The organism is Siphonobacter sp., from assembly GCF_048595215.1.
Classification (GTDB): Bacteria; Bacteroidota; Bacteroidia; order Cytophagales; family Spirosomataceae; genus Siphonobacter.
Window position 1 is genome coordinate 1 of sequence record NZ_JBMDWJ010000060.1, and the last position, 18,198, is coordinate 18,198.

General features: G+C 51.0%; 13 protein-coding genes. 5 read left to right on the top strand and 8 right to left on the bottom strand.

Annotated elements, in window-relative coordinates; translation table 11 throughout:
* On the bottom strand, positions 1–444 hold a 444-nt coding region (locus ACOJTG_RS03695; protein WP_420152574.1), incomplete at its 3' end, for a Maf family protein.
* 120 nt (positions 445–564) lie between these two features.
* Between ACOJTG_RS03695 and ACOJTG_RS03700 the strand changes: the two genes are divergently transcribed.
* Both ACOJTG_RS03700 and ACOJTG_RS03705 read left to right on the top strand, forming a co-directional pair.
* The gene (locus ACOJTG_RS03700; protein WP_420152575.1) at positions 565–1,104 is read left to right on the top strand and encodes a GNAT family N-acetyltransferase; all 540 of its coding nucleotides are present in this window, start codon (positions 565–567) and stop codon (positions 1,102–1,104) included.
* Between the two features lie 3 nt (positions 1,105–1,107).
* Positions 1,108–3,015, top strand: coding sequence for a hypothetical protein (locus ACOJTG_RS03705; protein WP_420152576.1), 1,908 nt, complete (start codon positions 1,108–1,110; stop codon positions 3,013–3,015).
* 9 nt (positions 3,016–3,024) lie between these two features.
* On the opposite strand, the gene ACOJTG_RS03710 is transcribed toward ACOJTG_RS03705, so the two are convergent.
* From ACOJTG_RS03710 to ACOJTG_RS03730, 5 genes are all read right to left on the bottom strand, one after another.
* Entirely contained in the window at positions 3,025–3,894 is an 870-nt protein-coding gene (locus ACOJTG_RS03710; protein ID WP_420152577.1) for a TraB/GumN family protein, read from the bottom strand.
* An 89-nt stretch (positions 3,895–3,983) separates the two neighbouring features.
* Complete coding sequence (locus tag ACOJTG_RS03715) at positions 3,984–6,137, bottom strand: S9 family peptidase (RefSeq protein WP_420152578.1); 2,154 nt, start codon at positions 6,135–6,137, stop codon at positions 3,984–3,986.
* Between the two features lie 146 nt (positions 6,138–6,283).
* Complete coding sequence (locus ACOJTG_RS03720) at positions 6,284–8,293, bottom strand: plastocyanin/azurin family copper-binding protein (protein ID WP_420152579.1); 2,010 nt, start codon at positions 8,291–8,293, stop codon at positions 6,284–6,286.
* A 49-nt stretch (positions 8,294–8,342) separates the two neighbouring features.
* Positions 8,343–10,175, bottom strand: coding sequence for a 3-keto-disaccharide hydrolase (locus tag ACOJTG_RS03725; protein ID WP_420152580.1), 1,833 nt, complete (start codon positions 10,173–10,175; stop codon positions 8,343–8,345).
* A gap of 99 nt (positions 10,176–10,274) precedes the next feature.
* Entirely contained in the window at positions 10,275–11,945 is a 1,671-nt protein-coding gene (locus ACOJTG_RS03730; RefSeq protein ID WP_420152581.1) for a sodium/sugar symporter, read from the bottom strand.
* Between the two features lie 222 nt (positions 11,946–12,167).
* Between ACOJTG_RS03730 and ACOJTG_RS03735 the strand changes: the two genes are divergently transcribed.
* Positions 12,168–12,782 carry a DUF4230 domain-containing protein gene (locus ACOJTG_RS03735; RefSeq protein ID WP_420152582.1) on the top strand — a complete coding sequence of 205 codons (615 nt, stop codon included), beginning with the start codon at positions 12,168–12,170 and terminating at the stop codon, positions 12,780–12,782.
* Between the two features lie 205 nt (positions 12,783–12,987).
* Here ACOJTG_RS03735 and ACOJTG_RS03740 read toward each other — a convergent pair whose 3' ends face one another.
* Positions 12,988–13,533: a hypothetical protein gene (locus ACOJTG_RS03740; RefSeq protein ID WP_420152583.1), complete on the bottom strand. Its 546-nt coding sequence runs from the start codon at positions 13,531–13,533 to the stop codon at positions 12,988–12,990.
* Positions 13,530–15,056, bottom strand: a complete 1,527-nt coding sequence (locus ACOJTG_RS03745; RefSeq protein ID WP_420152584.1) for a leucyl aminopeptidase family protein — start codon at positions 15,054–15,056, stop codon at positions 13,530–13,532. Before ACOJTG_RS03745 ends, ACOJTG_RS03740 begins: the two co-directional genes overlap by 4 nt.
* Positions 15,057–15,080: 24 nt before the next feature.
* On the opposite strand from ACOJTG_RS03745, the gene ACOJTG_RS03750 reads away from it, so the two are divergent.
* Together ACOJTG_RS03750 and ACOJTG_RS03755 are read left to right on the top strand one after the other, a co-directional pair.
* Positions 15,081–15,377 carry a hypothetical protein gene (locus ACOJTG_RS03750; protein WP_420152585.1) on the top strand — a complete coding sequence of 99 codons (297 nt, stop codon included), beginning with the start codon at positions 15,081–15,083 and terminating at the stop codon, positions 15,375–15,377.
* 135 nt (positions 15,378–15,512) lie between these two features.
* Positions 15,513–18,198 (top strand): FAD-binding and (Fe-S)-binding domain-containing protein (locus ACOJTG_RS03755; RefSeq protein ID WP_420152586.1); only part of this gene is annotated, 2,686 nt, incomplete at its 3' end.

The following is an 18,198-nucleotide window of genomic DNA, read 5'->3' on the forward strand; positions in this document are numbered from 1 at the left end:
GTCGAAAGGACGGCAGGCTTCCAGGTAGTAGTCGATCTCCCATTCGGTCAGTTCGCGAAAGTGAACGCGGGCCGTATCGGCGAAGCTCCAGGTTTGCTCGGCACTCATCAGGCATACCCCCGTGGTTACTTCGTGCGTCTGGCCGGAAAGCAGGCGTAACATTCGCCGGGCATCGGCTGCATCTATAGGTTTATTTAATATTTTTTCGTTGATTCGGACTACGGTATCCGCCGTCAACACCAGATTATTCTCCAGAAGGGAACGAAAGGCTTCTGCCTTTTTGAGAGCCAGAAAAACGGGTACGTCCTGGCTGGGCATATTCTCCGGAAAATCTTCTTCAGTGGGCAACACCTGTACCTGAAATGAAAACCCCGCATCCCGTAAGATTTGCTGACGACGCGGTGAATTAGACCCTAAAATCAATGGTTTGGAAAGAGAAAGCATACTTCGTGTTTTCTTGAGCTGTGTCATACCCAGGGATTGCTCGCTATGCATTTGCTGGTCGCACGCTAAACAACTTATTGGATAGAACCGTTGTACTACGGTTCAGAACTAAGCTTGGTTATGATTGATATTGCAAAAGTACCGGTTCAGCTCCGACTGGGCACGAAAGAAGATACAAAGGTTTTAACAAAACTCGCCAGTGAGACCATGCGGGAAGCCTTTGGTGAACAGAACGAGTCCAAACACATTGATGCCTACATTAGTCAGGCCTTTCATAAGCTCAGCGTACAGGCCGAACTGGCGGATACTAAACATAACACCTTCTGGCTGGCGTTTCAGGGTGAAGAACTGGTGGGTTACTGTAAACTCAACCGTAAATCCGAAAAGCCCCGGAATCTGAAAGGGTACAAGGCTGTAGAATTACAGCGAATCTACGTGTATGATCAGTACAAAGGACAGGGCATCGGCAAGCAGCTACTTGACGCCTGTCTGGAACAAGCTCGTCAGGAGAAATACCAAGCCGTGTTTTTAGGCGTTTGGGAAAAGAATGAATCGGCCATTCAGTTCTACGAACATATGGGTTTTGAAAAGATGGGATGGCACTACTTTCTGTTTGGCTTTGACCGCCAGCGAGACTATTGGATGGTAAAACATTTATAAACTTTGATCACTACATTACGCATCGGATTACTTGCTCTGTTTCTGCTCGGAACTGTAGCTATTCCCTTTGCGTGCCGGGCTCAGAAACCCGTTCCTTCTGTAGTCGATTCCACAAAGATCTTAACGCCCACCCAGCGGGATAGCATTCGGTTTACCAAGCTTCGGTATTCCATGAAAAAGCGAAACTGGACGGGTAGCATCTACGACTTTCTTTTTAAGTATCCGTACAATACCAACGCTCAAAGTCAGGCGGTTTCGAAGATTGAAGACAACCCCTTCAAACCCTACGACGGGAAACGGATTCGTAAAATCGATATCAAGCAACTGGAAGTTTTCGGCCCTACCGTTTACGATACCGCACGGATAGCCACCAACTGGGTGGAACGTATGGGTAACCGCCTGCACCACGATACCCGGACCAATATCATTCAGAAATCCTTACTGTTCTTTAAAGTCGGCGATGAAGTCAATCCGAACGTACTGCGGGATAACGAACGGATTCTACGCCAAACACCCATTTTTCACGACGCCCGGATTTTCGTTATTCCCGTCAAAGGCGAACCCAATGTAGTGGATGTACTCGTCATTACGCAGGACGTCTGGTCATTGGTACCCGACGGCGGGGTTGGCGGGCCAACGAATTTCAACCTGGCCGTGGAACAGAAAAACGTACAGGGCCGGGCACATGCCTGGAAAACCGGTATTGCCTACAATGGCGAAGCTCCGTACCAATCCTTCGAATTCTTTACCCGCTATACCCTGCCCTACATTGGTAGGTCACTCACGACTACGCAGTTTTACGCCGACTATTTTCGCGACCGCAAGCAGTTTGGGGGCCGTATTCAAAAGGATTTCATTCGTCCGGAAATCAAGTACGCGGGGGCCTTTGAAGTATCGTATTACATTGAAAACAAATTCGTATTCATCGACCCCAATTCTGATACAACGGTTAAGGCTCACGTCAAGTATGGCTACCAGGATGCCTGGTTCGGTCGAGCGTTTCGGCTGGGTTTTAAAGACCAGAAGCTGGATCAGCGGTCACGGCTTATTGTAGCTCTGCGAACCAGTGGCTACGGCTATACCAATCGGGATAATCTACCCGACGGAGCCAAGAATTTGTTCCCCGGTTCGCGGCAATACCTGGGTAGCATTGGTTATTCCAACCGAAACTACCAGCGGGATGTATTGATCTACGCCTTTGGCCGGACGGAAGACGTTCCAATAGGCTTTCTGGCTTCCCTCACCTGGGGTAAGGAAAAATCAGACTTGGGCATCCGTACGTATTCGGCCCTGCGAATGGCTCATGGTACGTACCTGCAAAACAAAAAGGCGGGTTACATCTATTTGCTGGGTTCCTTGGGAGGCTACCTCGAAGATGGGCAAATTCAGCAGGGAACGGTCAATCTAGAAGGCAATTACTTTAGTCCGCTCATGACGGTGAAGCGATCGTATTTCCGCCATTTTATCACGGTACGGTATACCGGCGGGATTAACCGATTTCAGTACGAATACCTGACACTCAATAACCAGGAAGGATTACGCGGCATTCGCAGTAATTTCTTGCGGGGTGATAAACGATTGGTTATTAATCTGGAAAGCGTCTTCTTTTCCCCTTTTCAGGTATTCGGTTTCCGTACCGCCATGTTCCTACAGGCGGATCTGGGCTTTCTTTCCTTTTCCAACAAAAATCTGTTTGCCAATACGTACCAGGGCTACGGCATCGGCTTCCGCTTCCGAAACGAAAACCTCAACTTTAATACCTTTCAGATTCGAATGGGGTATTATCCCAATATTCCCGGCAATCGCTCGCCCCTGCGAATTGAAGGGAGCGGCGAATCCATCCTGCGAATGCCCGATTTCCGGATTGAAGCACCGGATCGTACGGATTTGTTCCGTACGTCCCGGCAATAATTATCTCACTTAGTTCGCACGAGTATCCACGCTTTTTACCGTATAGCCCTGCTCTTTAAGCAAAGCCAATACGCCTTTCGGTCCACCCAGGTGAGCCGCACCTACAGCAATGAAACTGGGCTTTTCGTGAATGGACTTCGTAATCACGGGAATCCAGTTACTGTTTCGCTGCCAGAGTAGATCCTGTAGCTGATCTTTAAAATCGGGGTCTTTTTCACTGGCTTCGTAGAGAGCTTCGATGTCCTGCTTGCGGTATAACTCCAGCATGGCGTTAAATTCTTCCTGCGACTGACCGTACTCCCGAACGTATTTAACCAGCTGCTGGGCACCCTTTTTAGGGCCGGGCTTGTCAATAACCGCAAATTGATCAGCCGCTTTTTCCAGACCTAACACCGGCTTTTTATCCGTCGTTGCTTTCTGCATGAAGACCATCTCCGGCGATCCGGGCGTACAGCCCAGCATTTTCGGATAGATCATACTCATCAGTACGAAGGGCTTCATTTGCTTCATGCTTTCCAGATTCGTTTTCAGAGAATCTTTGAAAAACTGATTGAGGTAATCGTAATCCGCCTCCGAAACGAGGTCTTTCAACGTTTGTCCTTTCAGGTACATGCTACTCATCATCGACGAGAGTTCCTTCGGATCATCCATGTCGATTTCAAGGTACAGCTGTTCGGTTCCCTTGAGTTTCTCCAGGGCTACCGGACTGATCTGCAAATCTTTCTGACATAATAAGTGAAAGGTCCCGTAGAGGTACGAGGGTTTGGTTAGCCCCTTCCCGGATACCTCATACAGTAATGAAGGCGTTGTTTTCTGACTGAACGCGTGGGAAGAAAGCAGCAGGAGCAGGCTCGCTCCGAGTTGTTTCAGGTACTTCATGGTGGGATGTTTAGGCGGTACGGATTCGAGCAGTTTAGCAGGAAAGATACGTCAGAAACGTTGCTCTCCTGCTAAACTCAAGATCCTAATTATTGCAAAGGCCAGCCGATCCGATCCAGGATAAAAGCGTACTGAAACGCTACTTCCTTGAGGTAATCAAATCGTCCGGTAGCCCCGCCGTGACCGGAGCCCATATTGATTTTCAGTAGCGTCAGGTTCTGGTCCGTTTTGAGGGTACGCAGCTTGGCAACCCACTTGGCGGGTTCGTGGAAACCCACCTGTGAATCGTTCAATCCGCCCGTAGCCAGAATATTCGGGTAAGCCTGAGCTTTCAGGTTATCGTAAGGCGAATACTGGCGGATATAATCGTAATCCGCTTTGACAGTTGGGTTGCCCCACTGCTCGTACTCCTGGGTTGTTAACGGCAGGCTGGTATCCAGCATGGTATTGATGACATCCACAAACGGTACTTCGGCAATCACCACGCGGAACAGCTCGGGTCGCAGGTTCACGACAGCACCCATCAGAAGTCCTCCGGCACTACCGCCCTGAATGGCAAAGCGGTCAGAAGCCGTATATTTTTCCCGGATCAGGTACTCGGCACAGGCGATGAAGTCCGTGAAGGAATTCATCTTTTTCTGGAGTTTCCCATCCTCGTACCACTGCTCCCCCAAGTCACTGCCCCCCCGAATCTGAGCAATGGCGTACACGAATCCCCGATCGACCAGACTGAATACATCGGAATCGAAATACGCATCCGAAGAGTACCCGTACGAGCCGTAGCCCGTCATCAATACTGGATTTTTGCCGTCCAGCTGCAGTCCTTTTTTGTGGACGACGGCCATGGGCACCTTCACGCCATCGGGAGCCGTGGCCCAGAGACGTTTCACTTCATAGGCCTCCGCATCGAAACCACCGGGTACTTCCTTTTCCTTGAGTTTCGTCGTAGCTCCAGTAGTCATGTCGTACTCAAACGTACTCATGGGGCGATTGAGCGAGGTATACCCGTAACGGATTTTAGTTGATTTGAAGTCGGGCAAGCCCATCGAAAAGGCCGAATACACGGGCTCCGGAAACTGAATGGATTTCGTTGCACCAGAAGTCAACTCCCGAATTCGCATTTCCAGCAAGCCTTCGTTGCGTACTTCAATGACCAGATAATTTTCGTACACATCCGTATCCTCAATTTTCACTTTGGGATCGTGCGGTACGATTTCCTTCCAGTTTTTCCGATCCGTATAGTCCTTACGGGGCAATTCGTAAATTTTCTGGTTGAGATTCTGCTTGTCCTTGTACGTCAGATAAAAGTGCTGGGGATGGACATCGACGCCGTACATCACGTCTTTCTGACGCGGCATGAATACTTCAAACTTGCCTTCGGGCTGACTGGTCGGCAACAGTTGTACCTCCGAAGTCGTATAACTGCCCGAGGAAAGGATAATGAATTCCTTCGACTTCGACCGGCCTACACCCAGCGTAAAGAGGGCATCTTTCTCTTCGTACAACAGCACATCTTTGGTTTTGGAACCCAGCGTATGCCGGTACAGCCGGTAGGGCCGCAGGGCTTCGTCGTAGGTGAGGTAATAGATGGTTTTGTTATCCGTACCCCACACAAAACCACTGATATCTTCGATTTCATCCGGTAGGATCTGGCCCGTGCGGAGGTCTTTGATTTTGAGCGTAAACTCGGCGTAGGAACCCGTGGTATTACTCTGAAAAGCCAGCAGGTTCTGGTCTTCGCTCATCTGAATTCCCGCCAGAATGAAGGCTTCATGTCCTTCCGCTAGTTCATTCCCGTCGAGCGTCACTTCCTCAGGTGCCGACAAACTGCCTTTCTTCCGGCAATTGATGGCGTACTGTTTGCCCGTCTCGGTGCGGGAGTAGTAGTAATACCCGTTAATGAATACAGGAACCGACTGATCATCTTCCTTGATGCGGCTCCGCATTTCCTTGTATAATTTTTCCTGAAAAGGCTTAGTGGGTGCCATCACCGTATCGGCGTAGGCGTTTTCGGCTTTCAGGTACTGAATCACTTCTGGATTTTTCTTGTCCTTTAGCCAGAAAAAATCATCGACCCGCTCATACCCGTGTTCGGTAAACGTTTGGGGTTTCTTGGGGGCGATGGGTGGTTTAGGATAAGCGTCTTGATTGGCCACGGGATTTAATTCTTTGGTGGATGAAGAGGTACAGGAAAAAACAGCTGCACCCAAACTTAAAGACAGAGCAACGTAGAAAAGTTTCATGGGGCTAAGGTTTGACGAGGAGCCATACGAATCAGTACGTTGAAAAGGTACGTAGATTTTCCAATCCTGCTAACTCCCTACCCTATTTATACAAAAAGGAGCCTCTATCCGAAGCTCCTTTTTATGGGTAGTACTCTATTGTATGGCTACTTCACGACCACTAGTTTCCCCTGCATCAGCGTGTGGTGGCCGGGATACGTACACACGTAGGTATACGTACCGGGCTGCGTGGGAGCCGTAAAGTACAGACTCTCGGAGCTTTCCGGTTGTAACAGATTCGTGTGGAAAAGCACTTTAGGGGAGTTGGGTACGTACTGCATGTCAGGACCTTTCAGGCCTAAACCGATGGCCTTCTGCCCTACCTCGTCTACCGAACCCGGAGCGACGATGACGCAGTTGTGCGTCATGTCGTCGTTGTTGTTGAAGACGAGTTTCACCTTCGAACCCGCTTTTACCTGCAATTCCGTCACGTCAAATTTCAGTCCGGGTTTCGTACCGATCGTCAGTACCTGATCGGGAGCGGCCCAGTCGGCGGGCATTTCCGTGACGCGTTTTTTCGAAGTCGCTTTTCCAGTCGAAGCCGTTTTACCCGTACTGGCCTGCATGGCTCCGTGCTCATGGTTCATCGGAGCAGCCGTGGCTTTAAAAGGGGTAAACTGCGAGGCAGCCACCTGATCGCCCGGAGCGACGGCATTCAACGTATAGTAACCCACGGGGTGCAGTACCGATTCCTGATCGGCCGACTTCACGCCTTCGGGCTTGATTTCGTAGATGTAGTGCTTGCGGAAACCACCGTCCAGTACCAGTCGGGCCTTGCGACCATCCGCCGATACGACAATGCCTTTAATCCCACTTTCTTCGGTATTAATGATCGGACTGCCGTACTGATGGTGATACTTGTAGGTAAAGCTGGCCACCTTGTAGTTGGCCGGATTAGCGGCCGTTTCTTTATCTACGGGTTTCGTAAATACAATCTCGAACCCATCGGGTTTGGAGTGAATCTCCTGCATTTCGAAGGGCGTTTTGCCCGACCATACCAGTCGCTGAATGGCGTACGGAGCCTTTCCGGTGGAAGACCAGCCCCGGCTCGTCATCCCCCCTACCAGCGAACCATCCAGTCCCCATTCCAACCGCAGCAGACCCGAAGCCCAGCCTTCACGGAAGGGGAAACAGGCTCCCTGGTACTCACCATTGACTTTTTCGAGTTGCATCCGCATCACTTTCGAGTGCCCCTGGTCGCCCACGAAGTACTGCCCTTTGAAATGCGGTCCCAAATAGCCGTTGACGTCTTCGACCATACCTGCGGTCGAAATACCCATCAATACGTGGGGAAACCAGCAAGCCGGGTACTGATAATGCGGGATTTTCTCGCCCGCCGTTGCTACTGGCTCGCCCGTATCGGGAAGCTGGTCTTTCGTGAGTTTCAGCGGAGAGGCCGGATCAGACGTCCATTTCAAACTTTCGCCGTGGCCGTTAAAACTGCCTTTTTTCAATTGCGAAACTTTTCCCGAAGCAACCCAGTCCCCCTGGTTTTCCGAATAAAACAGATCACCGGAAGAGTTGATCAGGTAACTCGAAGGCGAGCGAAGACCCGCTGAAATCGGCTCGATTTTACCCTCGGGTGAAATCTTGACCAGCCAGCCCCGCCACTTGGTCAGACTGGCTCCGTACCCCACCCAGCCCACGTTCAGCGTAACGAGCATATTACCGTCCGCATCGAACATGGGGCCGTAGCTATACTCGTGGTAGTTTCCTACGATGGGCAACGACGTTACGGCTTCGTAAACGTCGGCCCGGCCATCGCCGTCTTCGTCCGTAATTTTCGTGAGTTCACCGCGGTTCGAGGTATAGAAGGAACCGTTGCGATAGGTCAGTCCCAGGGGCTCGTGCAGCCCCTGAGCAAAGCGTTTGTAGTAGGGTTGCGTTCCGTCTTTCTGGTACGGATTCTCGATCATCCAGATTTCGCCCCGCCGGGTGGCTACGGCCATGCGGCCGTCGGGCAGGATGGTCATCCCCCCCACTTCCAGAATGGCATCTTCGGGCAGGGGCAACGTACGCAACTGGTAGAAATCGTTCTCAGTTAAGGGTTTCTGGGCAAACGAAGCGTTTACCGCGAGTAACGAAGCTATGGCTAGGGAGCAGAATATCTTTTTCATAGGAATGCGTAAACGATTACTAATGATCCTTTTGTCGGGGTCCGATGTCTTACCAAATCAATTCGTATTGCACGGACGGACTGCCCGACACGCGTAATTCCTGCCCGCCGTTGTTCGATACTACCTGAGCTTTCGCTCCCGTTTGAACGTAGTAGTCACCATCAATCAGGTACAGGCCTTTGCTGAGGGCGGTAATCGTTTTTCCCTTCGCCAGTCGGTAGGCCAGGTTCGAGCCACCATTGAGCGAAACGGTGCGGCTCAGGCCCCGTCCATTTTCGTAAGGACGAATGAAGTCCGTAAATTCTCCACCCGCCAGCTGGTAGCGGAAGGTCGGATGGCCCACTTCGTCGAGGCGATAGCCTTTGTAAACCAGCCCCGCCGTCGAATCGGGCGTGGTACTGCCCGCCATTCCCAGCGGACTTGTTCCCCACAGGGCCAGTACGGGTGATCCCAGCGGACTAGCCGTCTGGGCTTCGCCGCGTTCGTGCCAGGCGTCGCTCATGTTGATAAACGCACCCCGCCAGCTCATCAGTACCGTGGCCTGATCGAGATCGTAGCTATAGTGAACGCCCGAGGGATCCCCTAAATGTAACACGCGAAGTTTCTTGTGACCGTCGCCTTCGTTGTAACCCGGCATGTACACAAATGAACGCACCTGCTCGACCTGATCGCGGGGGTGTACCGTAATGACGGGTACGGGGTCCGTATCGGGTACGGAACCAAAGCCGTGTAATTCCTGTAAATGAGATCCTTTCCGTTGCACATACAGCCCCAGTACTTTAGGCAGCCAGGGTTTATTTTTGCTGTGCAGTAGGGTGAATTTATGCTCTCCGGCGGTCAGCGGTACATCGATGGTACGGGGCTTGTCGAAGGACAGTTCGCCCTCGAACACGGTACGGCCATCGATGATGAGTTGCCCCAGTTCCATCCATTGCAGAATAAACTGGTAACTATCCGCTTCGGGAGCCTGTATCGTTCCGTTGAATACAATGAGAAAATCGGATCTTCCGTCGGCCAGTACACTGCTGAGCTTTTCGGCGGTACCCGTCCGTACGGGTTTCGCTTTCATCGTATCCAGCTTGGGAATGCTATTGAATTTACCCGTATAGAATGTATACTGAACCGGACCCACTATGACGGGGGCCTTATCGAGTAACTCCATCGAAATATTTCGCAGAGCTACCGGACCATGATCGCCCTGGAAGGCCAGCGGTCCACGAGCTTTTTCATCCGTAAACAAAGCGGCCCGCGTGGGTCCGAATACTTCCAGATTCTGGTGAACAATGGTACCATTCAGTTCTACCTTAACAAAGCGGGCATTCGCGATTTTCTTGCCGGAGCCATCAAACTTCGGAGCCTCGAACTCCACTTCCAGGTGTTGCCACAGGCCGGGAGCTTTGGCGGCATTCATGCGGGGCGGGTGACCTTCATAGCCATTTGGCTTCCGGTTTTCGTCCCAGCGTTCGTAGATGCCCCCGCAATCCGAGGCTTTCGGATTCTGCACGCCCCAGCTATCGTATAACTGCACTTCGTAGCGGCCCATCAGGTATACGCCTGAGTTGGATCCTTGCGGTAACATGAAATCCAAACTCAGTTTCAGATCACCGTGCTCGGTATTCGTCACCAGATAATCGGACTGGCTACTTCCTTTGCCCGGCGTTCCCAGCAGTACGCCCGTTCCCTTTTGACCTTTCAGAGCCGCGTCCTTGGGTGACCCCGTTACGCCTCCGACAATGCTCCAGGTTTTGGTGGGATTTTTAAAAGCCGATACGTCGGTCAGTGGTAAAGGCGTCTGAGCAGAAAGGGCCGTCCAGCAACCCATACTCAAGCCCAGCATCCACCGCCACTTGGTCTCATTTTTCGGTAAAAAGTTGATTTTCATTGTAACTAGGTTTTTACAGGACGTATATAATTTCATTTTACGCACGAACACCCCAGGCCATCCGGGGTGTTCGCAACGTTTGAAAGATTAGTCTATGATCTACCAGAAAATGGCGTAAAGAATAACCACCAGCAGTAGAATAATCGCAGCTCCTACCGCAAAGGTTGGATTCACTTTGAACATTTTGGAATCGATTTCCAGCCCTTTGTTGCTTGGTTTTTGCAGACCCAGCAGAATCATTACCGCTACGCAGATCAGGAACACGAAGCCCATCGTATCCAGGAACGGAATAGTATACACGCCGTCGGCCCCTTTCACGGCAAAGCCCAGCGGAGCCAGGAATTCCAGGTTTACCAGATTCGGCAGTGAGTACTTAAAGAACAACGAAAGCAGGAACCCGCCCACAATGGCGAATAACGCTCCGGCTGAGTTCGTTTTCTTCCAGAAAAAGCCCAGAATAAACGCGGCAAATACGCCCGGAGAAACCAGCCCCGTCATTTCCTGAATAAACTGGAAGCCCCCTTTCTTATCAATACCCATGTACGGCGAAACCAGAATGGCGATAACCATAGCGACCCAGATCGTTACGCGACCTACGCCTACCAGTTGCTTTTCACTAGCCTGAGGAGCAATGTATTTTTTGTAAATATCCAGCGTAAAGATCGTTGAAATCGAGTTGGCTTTACCGGCCAGCGAGGCTACTACGGCCGCCGTCAGAGCCGCAAAAGAAAGACCTTTCAAACCCGTAGGTAAGAGATTCAACAGTACGGGATACGCGTGATCCTTGTTGACTTCACCCGTAGCATCGAGCATTTCCTGCTGGAATAACCCCTTCTGATACAGCGTATACGCCGCGATACCGGGCAGTACTACGATGATCGGCATCAGTAACTTCAGGAACGCGGCAAACAGGATACCCTCACGAGCCGTCTTCAGATCAGCTCCCAACGCCCGTTGCGTAATGTATTGATTACAACCCCAGTAGTTCAGGTTTACAATCCACATCCCGCCAATCAGTACCGTTAAGCCCGGCAGTGAAGCGTAGTGTGGGTGATCTTTCGGGAAGATCATGTGGAAGTGATCCGCCGATTGCGTCAGCATCAGATCAAAACCCTGAAAAAGGCCTTCCGTACCGTTTTCCGTCGATACCAGATTGATCGCCAGGTAGGTCGTAGCCAAACCACCCATAATGAGGAAGAACACCTGAATTACGTCGGTAAAGCCGATTACCTTCATCCCACCGATGGTGATGATGACGGCGAAAACGGCCAGCCCAATCATACAGGCCGTGAAATTCAGACCCGAGATCGTAGATACGGCCAGAGCACCCAGGAATAAGATCGACGTCAGGTTTACCAGCACGTACAAAAACAGCCAGAAAATGGCCATAATCATGGATACCGTGTTGTTGTACCGTTGCGTCAGAAACTGCGGCATCGTGAAAATCCGGTTCTTCAAATAAATCGGCATGAAGAAAACGGCGACGACAATCAGCGTAGCAGCTGCCATCCACTCGTAGGTGGCGATAGCCAGACCCATGGCAAATCCGTCTCCGGATGCTCCGATGAATTGTTCGGCTGAGATGTTGGAGGCGATGAGCGAAGAACCGATGGCCCACCAGGTCAGCGACCCTTCGGCCAGGAAGAAATCAGTAGTAGAAATGTTGGCGGATTGCTTCTTTTTGTAGATGTAATAACCATATCCGGCCACAATCAAAAAGTACACCAGAAATACTATATAATCGAGGGCTTCCAGCTGTTTGTTGGGCATTAGTAAAGAGCATTAAGAAGTACAGTAGCATAAAAAATCCTCGAAAATTACTCTTTTCTTGCTGTTTCGCTTAATAGTAATAGGGATTTCGCGGAATAAGTCAATTATCACCGCTATATAACTGTATTTCCCTGCGTTTTGTACTATCATTTTTTTTGTGAACCTTGTATTTAGTTAAGGGAACATTATCATTTTTCAAGTCATTTTGACCAACCCTATCCCATGGAATTTATATCCATTGCCTTCATTGGTCTACTCGGAGCTGCTGCTGGTTTTGGCGGAGCGGCCCTACTCGGCCGCTTTCGGAATGTTCGGGAAAAAGAAATCCGCTCGGAATCGACGGTACTACTCGAACGCATTGAGAAGGTATTCAAAGTCGTTCTGGCCGAAGGTCATTTCTCCGAAATTCATGACTATAATGATCGCAAAGACCTGTTTATGGGCCTGAAAGCGGGTTCGAAAAAAGCCCTGATTGTCACCAAAGCCAAGGTACTGGTCGGGTACGATTTTAGCAAAGTGCTGATCCGTTGGGAAGATGGCGAACGCCGGATGATCATTGAATCGCTACCCGAACCGGAGATTCTCAGTATCGACTCCGATTACAACATCTACGACATTGACCAGGGCATGTTTAATCGCTTTAACAAGGAAGAATATACGAAGCTTCTTTCGGATGCCAAGCAGGTGATTCATAATAAAGCCGTCGCTTCGGAATTGCCGCAGGTGGCCCAGCGACAAATTCGGATTTTACTCAATCAACTGGCGGATACGTCGGGTTGGAAAATCGATTACCAGTTGTACGAAGCTCCGGCTTTATTAACACAAAAGCCGCTCTGAAACAGAACGGCTTTTGTCTTCCCACTTGTTACGCGGAAAGCACTGCTCCAAACTTCCGGTACAGAGACCAGCACACCGGGAATCTATTGCTTCATAACGTAGCCAATGTTACGAGTGAGCACTGCTTTCGCTGCAAAAGTCTCACCAAATGCCTGATTCCTACATGAGATCATTTGTGTAACGGACTGACTTTTATCATTGGAACCTACTCAAGGGTATTGGCTCGCTGCACGTACTGGCGAAGCGTTTCCCGCTGGGCCTGATAGGTTTCAACGCTTTTGTTGAGTACTATTTTTTTAGAACCACTTCCGAGGATCGCCCCAATAATGGCTCCGGGAATGATGCATGCCGTTCCTAGAACTGTCGATTTTGTATCAGCCGTCAGGCTAAGCAGTCCTCCTTTTTTATCGTCTCCCAACACTTGTCCCCAAATGACTCCGGTGGCTACGCCTGTTAACATTCCGAGTACAATGCCCCGGCCCACTTTCCCTTTTCGACGGATGCGTACGAACTCAAGCTGCTCGACGGGCATTCGAATCAGTACCTCAGACGACCTGCGTCTTTTTAAATTCAACGTTGAATCGCCCAGGCTTTGAAAAATGTAGGGGGTGTATGGTCTGACGTCTGGTGATACGCTGGCATAAAACTGAACGATATACGGAATACGGCTCTTGGCCAAGGAATCGGTTTGCACCTGAGCCCAGGCCGTACTTCCCCAAAAAAATAGTAATCCTGTAATGATCACTCTCATAGGGTAGCCGACGCCTCCTCGCTAACCAGTTGCTCCAAAAATTCAACCAGTAGTCGCACGCCATAGGCCGTACCCGCCCGCTGTGGGGCAAAGTCCGTATCGCCATACGCCGTACCGGCAATATCGAGGTGAACCCAGGCCGGGTGATCATTGGTGAATACTTCCAGGAATTTGGCGGCAGCAATGGCCTGCGAATGCGGCAAACCCGAGAAATTACGGATGTCCGCTACATCGGATTTCAGGTGATCGGCGTACGCTTCCCACATCGGTAACCGCCAGAGTCGCTCGCCCGTATGCTCGCCCGCCCGCTTGAGCTGTTTACCCAGGGAGTTATTTTCGGTAAACATCCCCGCGGCGTGATAACCCAGCGTACGAATAATACTGCCCGTTAGCGTAGCCAAATCAATGACTACGTCCGGACTAAAGTTTTTAATGGCGTAGGCCAGACCGTCCGCCAAAATCAGACGACCCTCGGCGTCGGTATCGGTTACTTCGATCGTCTTTCCGGCGTAGGAGGTAATCACATCGCCGGGTTTCATGCTTTCGCCATCCACGCTGTTTTCGGTAGTGGGCACAATACCGATCAGCCGCACGGGTAGTTTCAGGCGGGCAACGGCTTCCATCGTACCCAACACGGCCGCCGCTCCGCCCATGTCCGATTTCATCAGGTGCATATTTTCGGAGGGCTTGATGGAAATACCGCCCGTATCGAAGGTGACGCCTTTACCCACCAGAGCAACGGTTTGACTGGCTCCGGCCCCTTCATATTCCATGACAATGAATTCCGGCTCATTCCGACTTCCCTGCCCTACGGCCAGCAGTGCCATCAGGCCCAGTGACTGACATTCGCCCGCATCGTATACCCGTACTTTGAAACCATGAGCATCACCCGAGTGCATGGCCCAGCTCGCCAGGGTTTGGGGCGTTTTAAAATTCGCCGGAGCATTGAGCAAGGGAAATACCCGTAGCTGCGTCTTTGCCAGGATTTCACCTTTCTGAATAAAATCCAAAAGGTCTTCCGAATGCCGCAATTCAAGGGTTCCCGCAAATAGCGGTGCTGGTTTCACTTCGTCGGTTTTATACAGGCCGAAATTGTAACTGGCCAGCCAGATGCCGTTGACGACAAACTCCGCCCAGGCGGCGGGAAGCGTACTCAAATCCACGCCCAGAGTCTCGGGTAATTTGTCTTTGTTTTTAAATACCAGCGAGCGAAACGCTTTAATGATCTCGCCTGAACCTGGATTCGTACCCAGGCCCAATACGTAAATGCGAAGGCCCGTAGTCGTAAAGAACGTCTGGATCTCTCCCTTTTTGCCCGTTACTTCGGCTTGAAGAATAGCCAGTGGTACGGCGGTTTGCTCCGTCAGAACGGCGAGCGTGGGTTCCAGCGTGTCGAGCTGTACCGGAATAATCAGAGCCTGGATAGTCGCTGAAAAGTCAGAAACGGTCTGTATCTTCATAAATCGTTTATTGTCGTACAAAAAATCCGTATTTGCGTAGGTTTGCAGCCAACTTGCAGCCATACGCCGACAAATCTAAGATACTTTATGACATTCGAGGAATTTCAACGTTCACTGACGGACGATACGCCACCCGCTTCGTTAAACCCTATTCTGGAAGGCCTGTGGTACGACGGGAAAGAGGATTGGGAAGCCGCCCACACCATTGCCCAATCCGCCGAGGGTACGCCGGCTTACGACCGCCTCCACGCCTATCTGCACCGCAAGGAAGGCGACACCTGGAATGCCAATTACTGGTACCGACGAGCGGGAGCGGCTACGTATACCGGCAGTTTGTCAAGCGAATGGGAAACGCTGGTCCGGCAGTATCTTGAGCGGGGCTAAACGACCCCTTTGACTTTTTTCAATTTCGCAAAGTCCCTTCGTATCCCAACGCGTAACTTTGCCTAAAACGGATGAATTTTATCAGCCACTTCCGCCGAGAGCGATCCGACTGGCGTGGAGTTAAGTGAAGTAACCATGTCAGAGACGATTGAAGCCTCCAGCTTCGGGGCGTTACAACAAGCTTTTGAAGGGGAATTATATTATACCAAGTCAACGGTACACGAAGCCCAGCGAATCCTGTATTCCACTGACGCCTCCGTATACCGGGAAAAACCACTGGCCGTCGCCATTCCCAAATCCGTTACCGATTTAAAAAACCTGCTGACGTTCGCCCGCAACCACGGAACGACACTGATTCCGCGTACGGCGGGTACTTCGCTGGCGGGGCAGGTCGTGGGTTCGGGGATTGTCGTGGATTTATCGAAGTACTTCACGGAAATTCTGGAAATCAATACCGAAGAACGCTGGGCTCGCGTACAGCCCGGGGTCATTCGGGATGACCTAAATAAAGCACTGGCTCCGTACGGTCTGATGTTCGGACCGGAAACCTCTACGGCCAACCGGGCGATGATTGGGGGCATGGTGGGAAATAATTCCTGCGGTTTGCACAGTATCGTCTGGGGCAATACCCGTGATCACTTGCTGGCGGCTAAAGTACTACTATCGGATGGATCGGAAACGGAATTCAAAGCCTTGACGCCCTGGCGGTATGATCTGAAACGGGAAGCTACCGAAACGTCGCTGGAATCGGATATTTACCGGGGTATTCACGAAATCTTATCCAACCCTCAGCATCAGCAAAACATTGCCGAGCGTTTTCCCAAACGTTCGCTCACCCGTCGTAATACCGGCTATGCCTTGGATGCCCTGTTAGAGCAGGAACCGTTCACGAGTGGAGCCATCGACTTTAACCTTTGTGCCTTACTGGCTGGTTCAGAAGGCACACTAGCGTTAGCAACCGAACTTAAAATCAACCTTCTACCCTTACCTCCCTCGGAAGTAGCGGTGGCCTGCGTGCATTGTACGTCCATTCAGGAATCCCTTCAGGCGAACTTGGTGGCTCTCCAACACCAACCCATGGCGTCGGAACTGGTGGATCGGTACATCCTGGATTTTACCAAAGACAATCCCGAACAGAGTAAAAATCGCTTTTTCATTGAAGGCGATCCCGCGGCCATTCTGATGGTAGAGTTCATGGCCGAAACGCCGCAATCCCTTCAGCAGCAAGTCGATCAGTTCGTAAGCGATCTGCAAAACCGGGGGCTAGGCTACGCGGTACCTGTCATCTACGGAGAAAAAACCAAGCAGGTCTGGGATGTACGAAAAGGTGGATTAGGACTAATTCGGAATTTACCCGGCGATATCCAACCCGTGAATTTGATTGAAGATTGTGCCGTAGCTCCGGAGGAACTCCCCGAGTACATCGCTGAACTCGAAGCCCTGCTGCGGCGGCATAACCTTCACGCCAGCTACTACGCCCACGCCGGAGCGGGGGAGCTGCACGTGGAGCCGATGATCAACCTGAAAACGTCAGAAGGGCAGGCCTTATTCCGACAAGTACTAGCCGAAACCGTCGAACTAGTGAAGAAATACCGGGGTTCGCTTTCGGGAGAACACGGTGATGGACGCTTACGCGGCGAGTTTATTCCGCAAATGATGGGGGAAGAAGTTTACGACCTTTTCCGCCAGATCAAACACCTCTTCGATCCGATGGGGGTACTGAACGCGGGAAAAATCGTCGATACGCCGCCCATGAATCAGTTTCTGCGGTACGAAGCCGATAAGCCCGTTCGCAAAATCAATACCTACTTCGATTTCAGTGCTCAGGAAAATATTCTACGGCTGACGGAAAAATGTTCGGGTTCGGGCGATTGCCGCAAAACCGAGCTCTCGGGCGGCACGATGTGCCCCAGCTTCATGGCTACCCGCAGCGAACGCGATACGACCCGGGGCCGGGCTAACGTATTACGGGAATTTCTGACGAATTCAACGAAGAAAAACCCCTTCGATCATCCGGAAATCAAGGATGTGATGGACTTGTGTCTGAGTTGCAAGGGCTGTAAATCCGAATGCCCGAGTAGCGTAGATGTTTCCAAGCTGAAAGCCGAATTCCTCCAGCATTACTACGATGCCCACGGCATACCGTTCCGCTCGAAGATGGTGGGGAACTTTACGGCTCTCTCGCGTATGGGTAGTCGGATGCCACGCCTGTACAACTGGGCCATGCAAAGTAAACTTCCCTCGCTGGCGATTAAGAAAGTGATGGGCTTTGCTACGGATCGTTCCATGCCGACCATCGCGGCTCAAACGCTGCGGCAATGGTTTGCCGAACACGAATTCCGACTCAATACGACGGGCCGGGTGAAGTTCAAGCGTATTCTGTTCTTCTGCGATGAGTTTACCAACTACAATGACGTAGAAGTAGGCAAGAAAGCCATTCTACTGCTGAGCGGATTAGGCTATAAAATCGAGATTCCGTACCACGTGGAATCTGGACGGACGTACCTCTCGAAAGGGATGGTGAAAGAAGCCCGGAAAATTGCGATTAAAAACGTAACGCTGCTGGCCGAAGTCATCAAGGACGGAGCACCCATTATTGGACTGGAACCTTCGGCGATTCTTACCCTGCGGGATGAGTATCTGGAACTGGTACCCGCCGAATTGAAAGCTCAGGCCGAGGAAGTAGCCAGTCGGGCGTTTATTTTCGATGAATTTTTATCGCAGGAACTTGATAAGAAAAATATCAAGTCCGATCAGTTTACGTACGAAAAACGTCTCATCAAGCTGCACGGCCACTGCCATCAGAAAGCCCTGTCGAGCC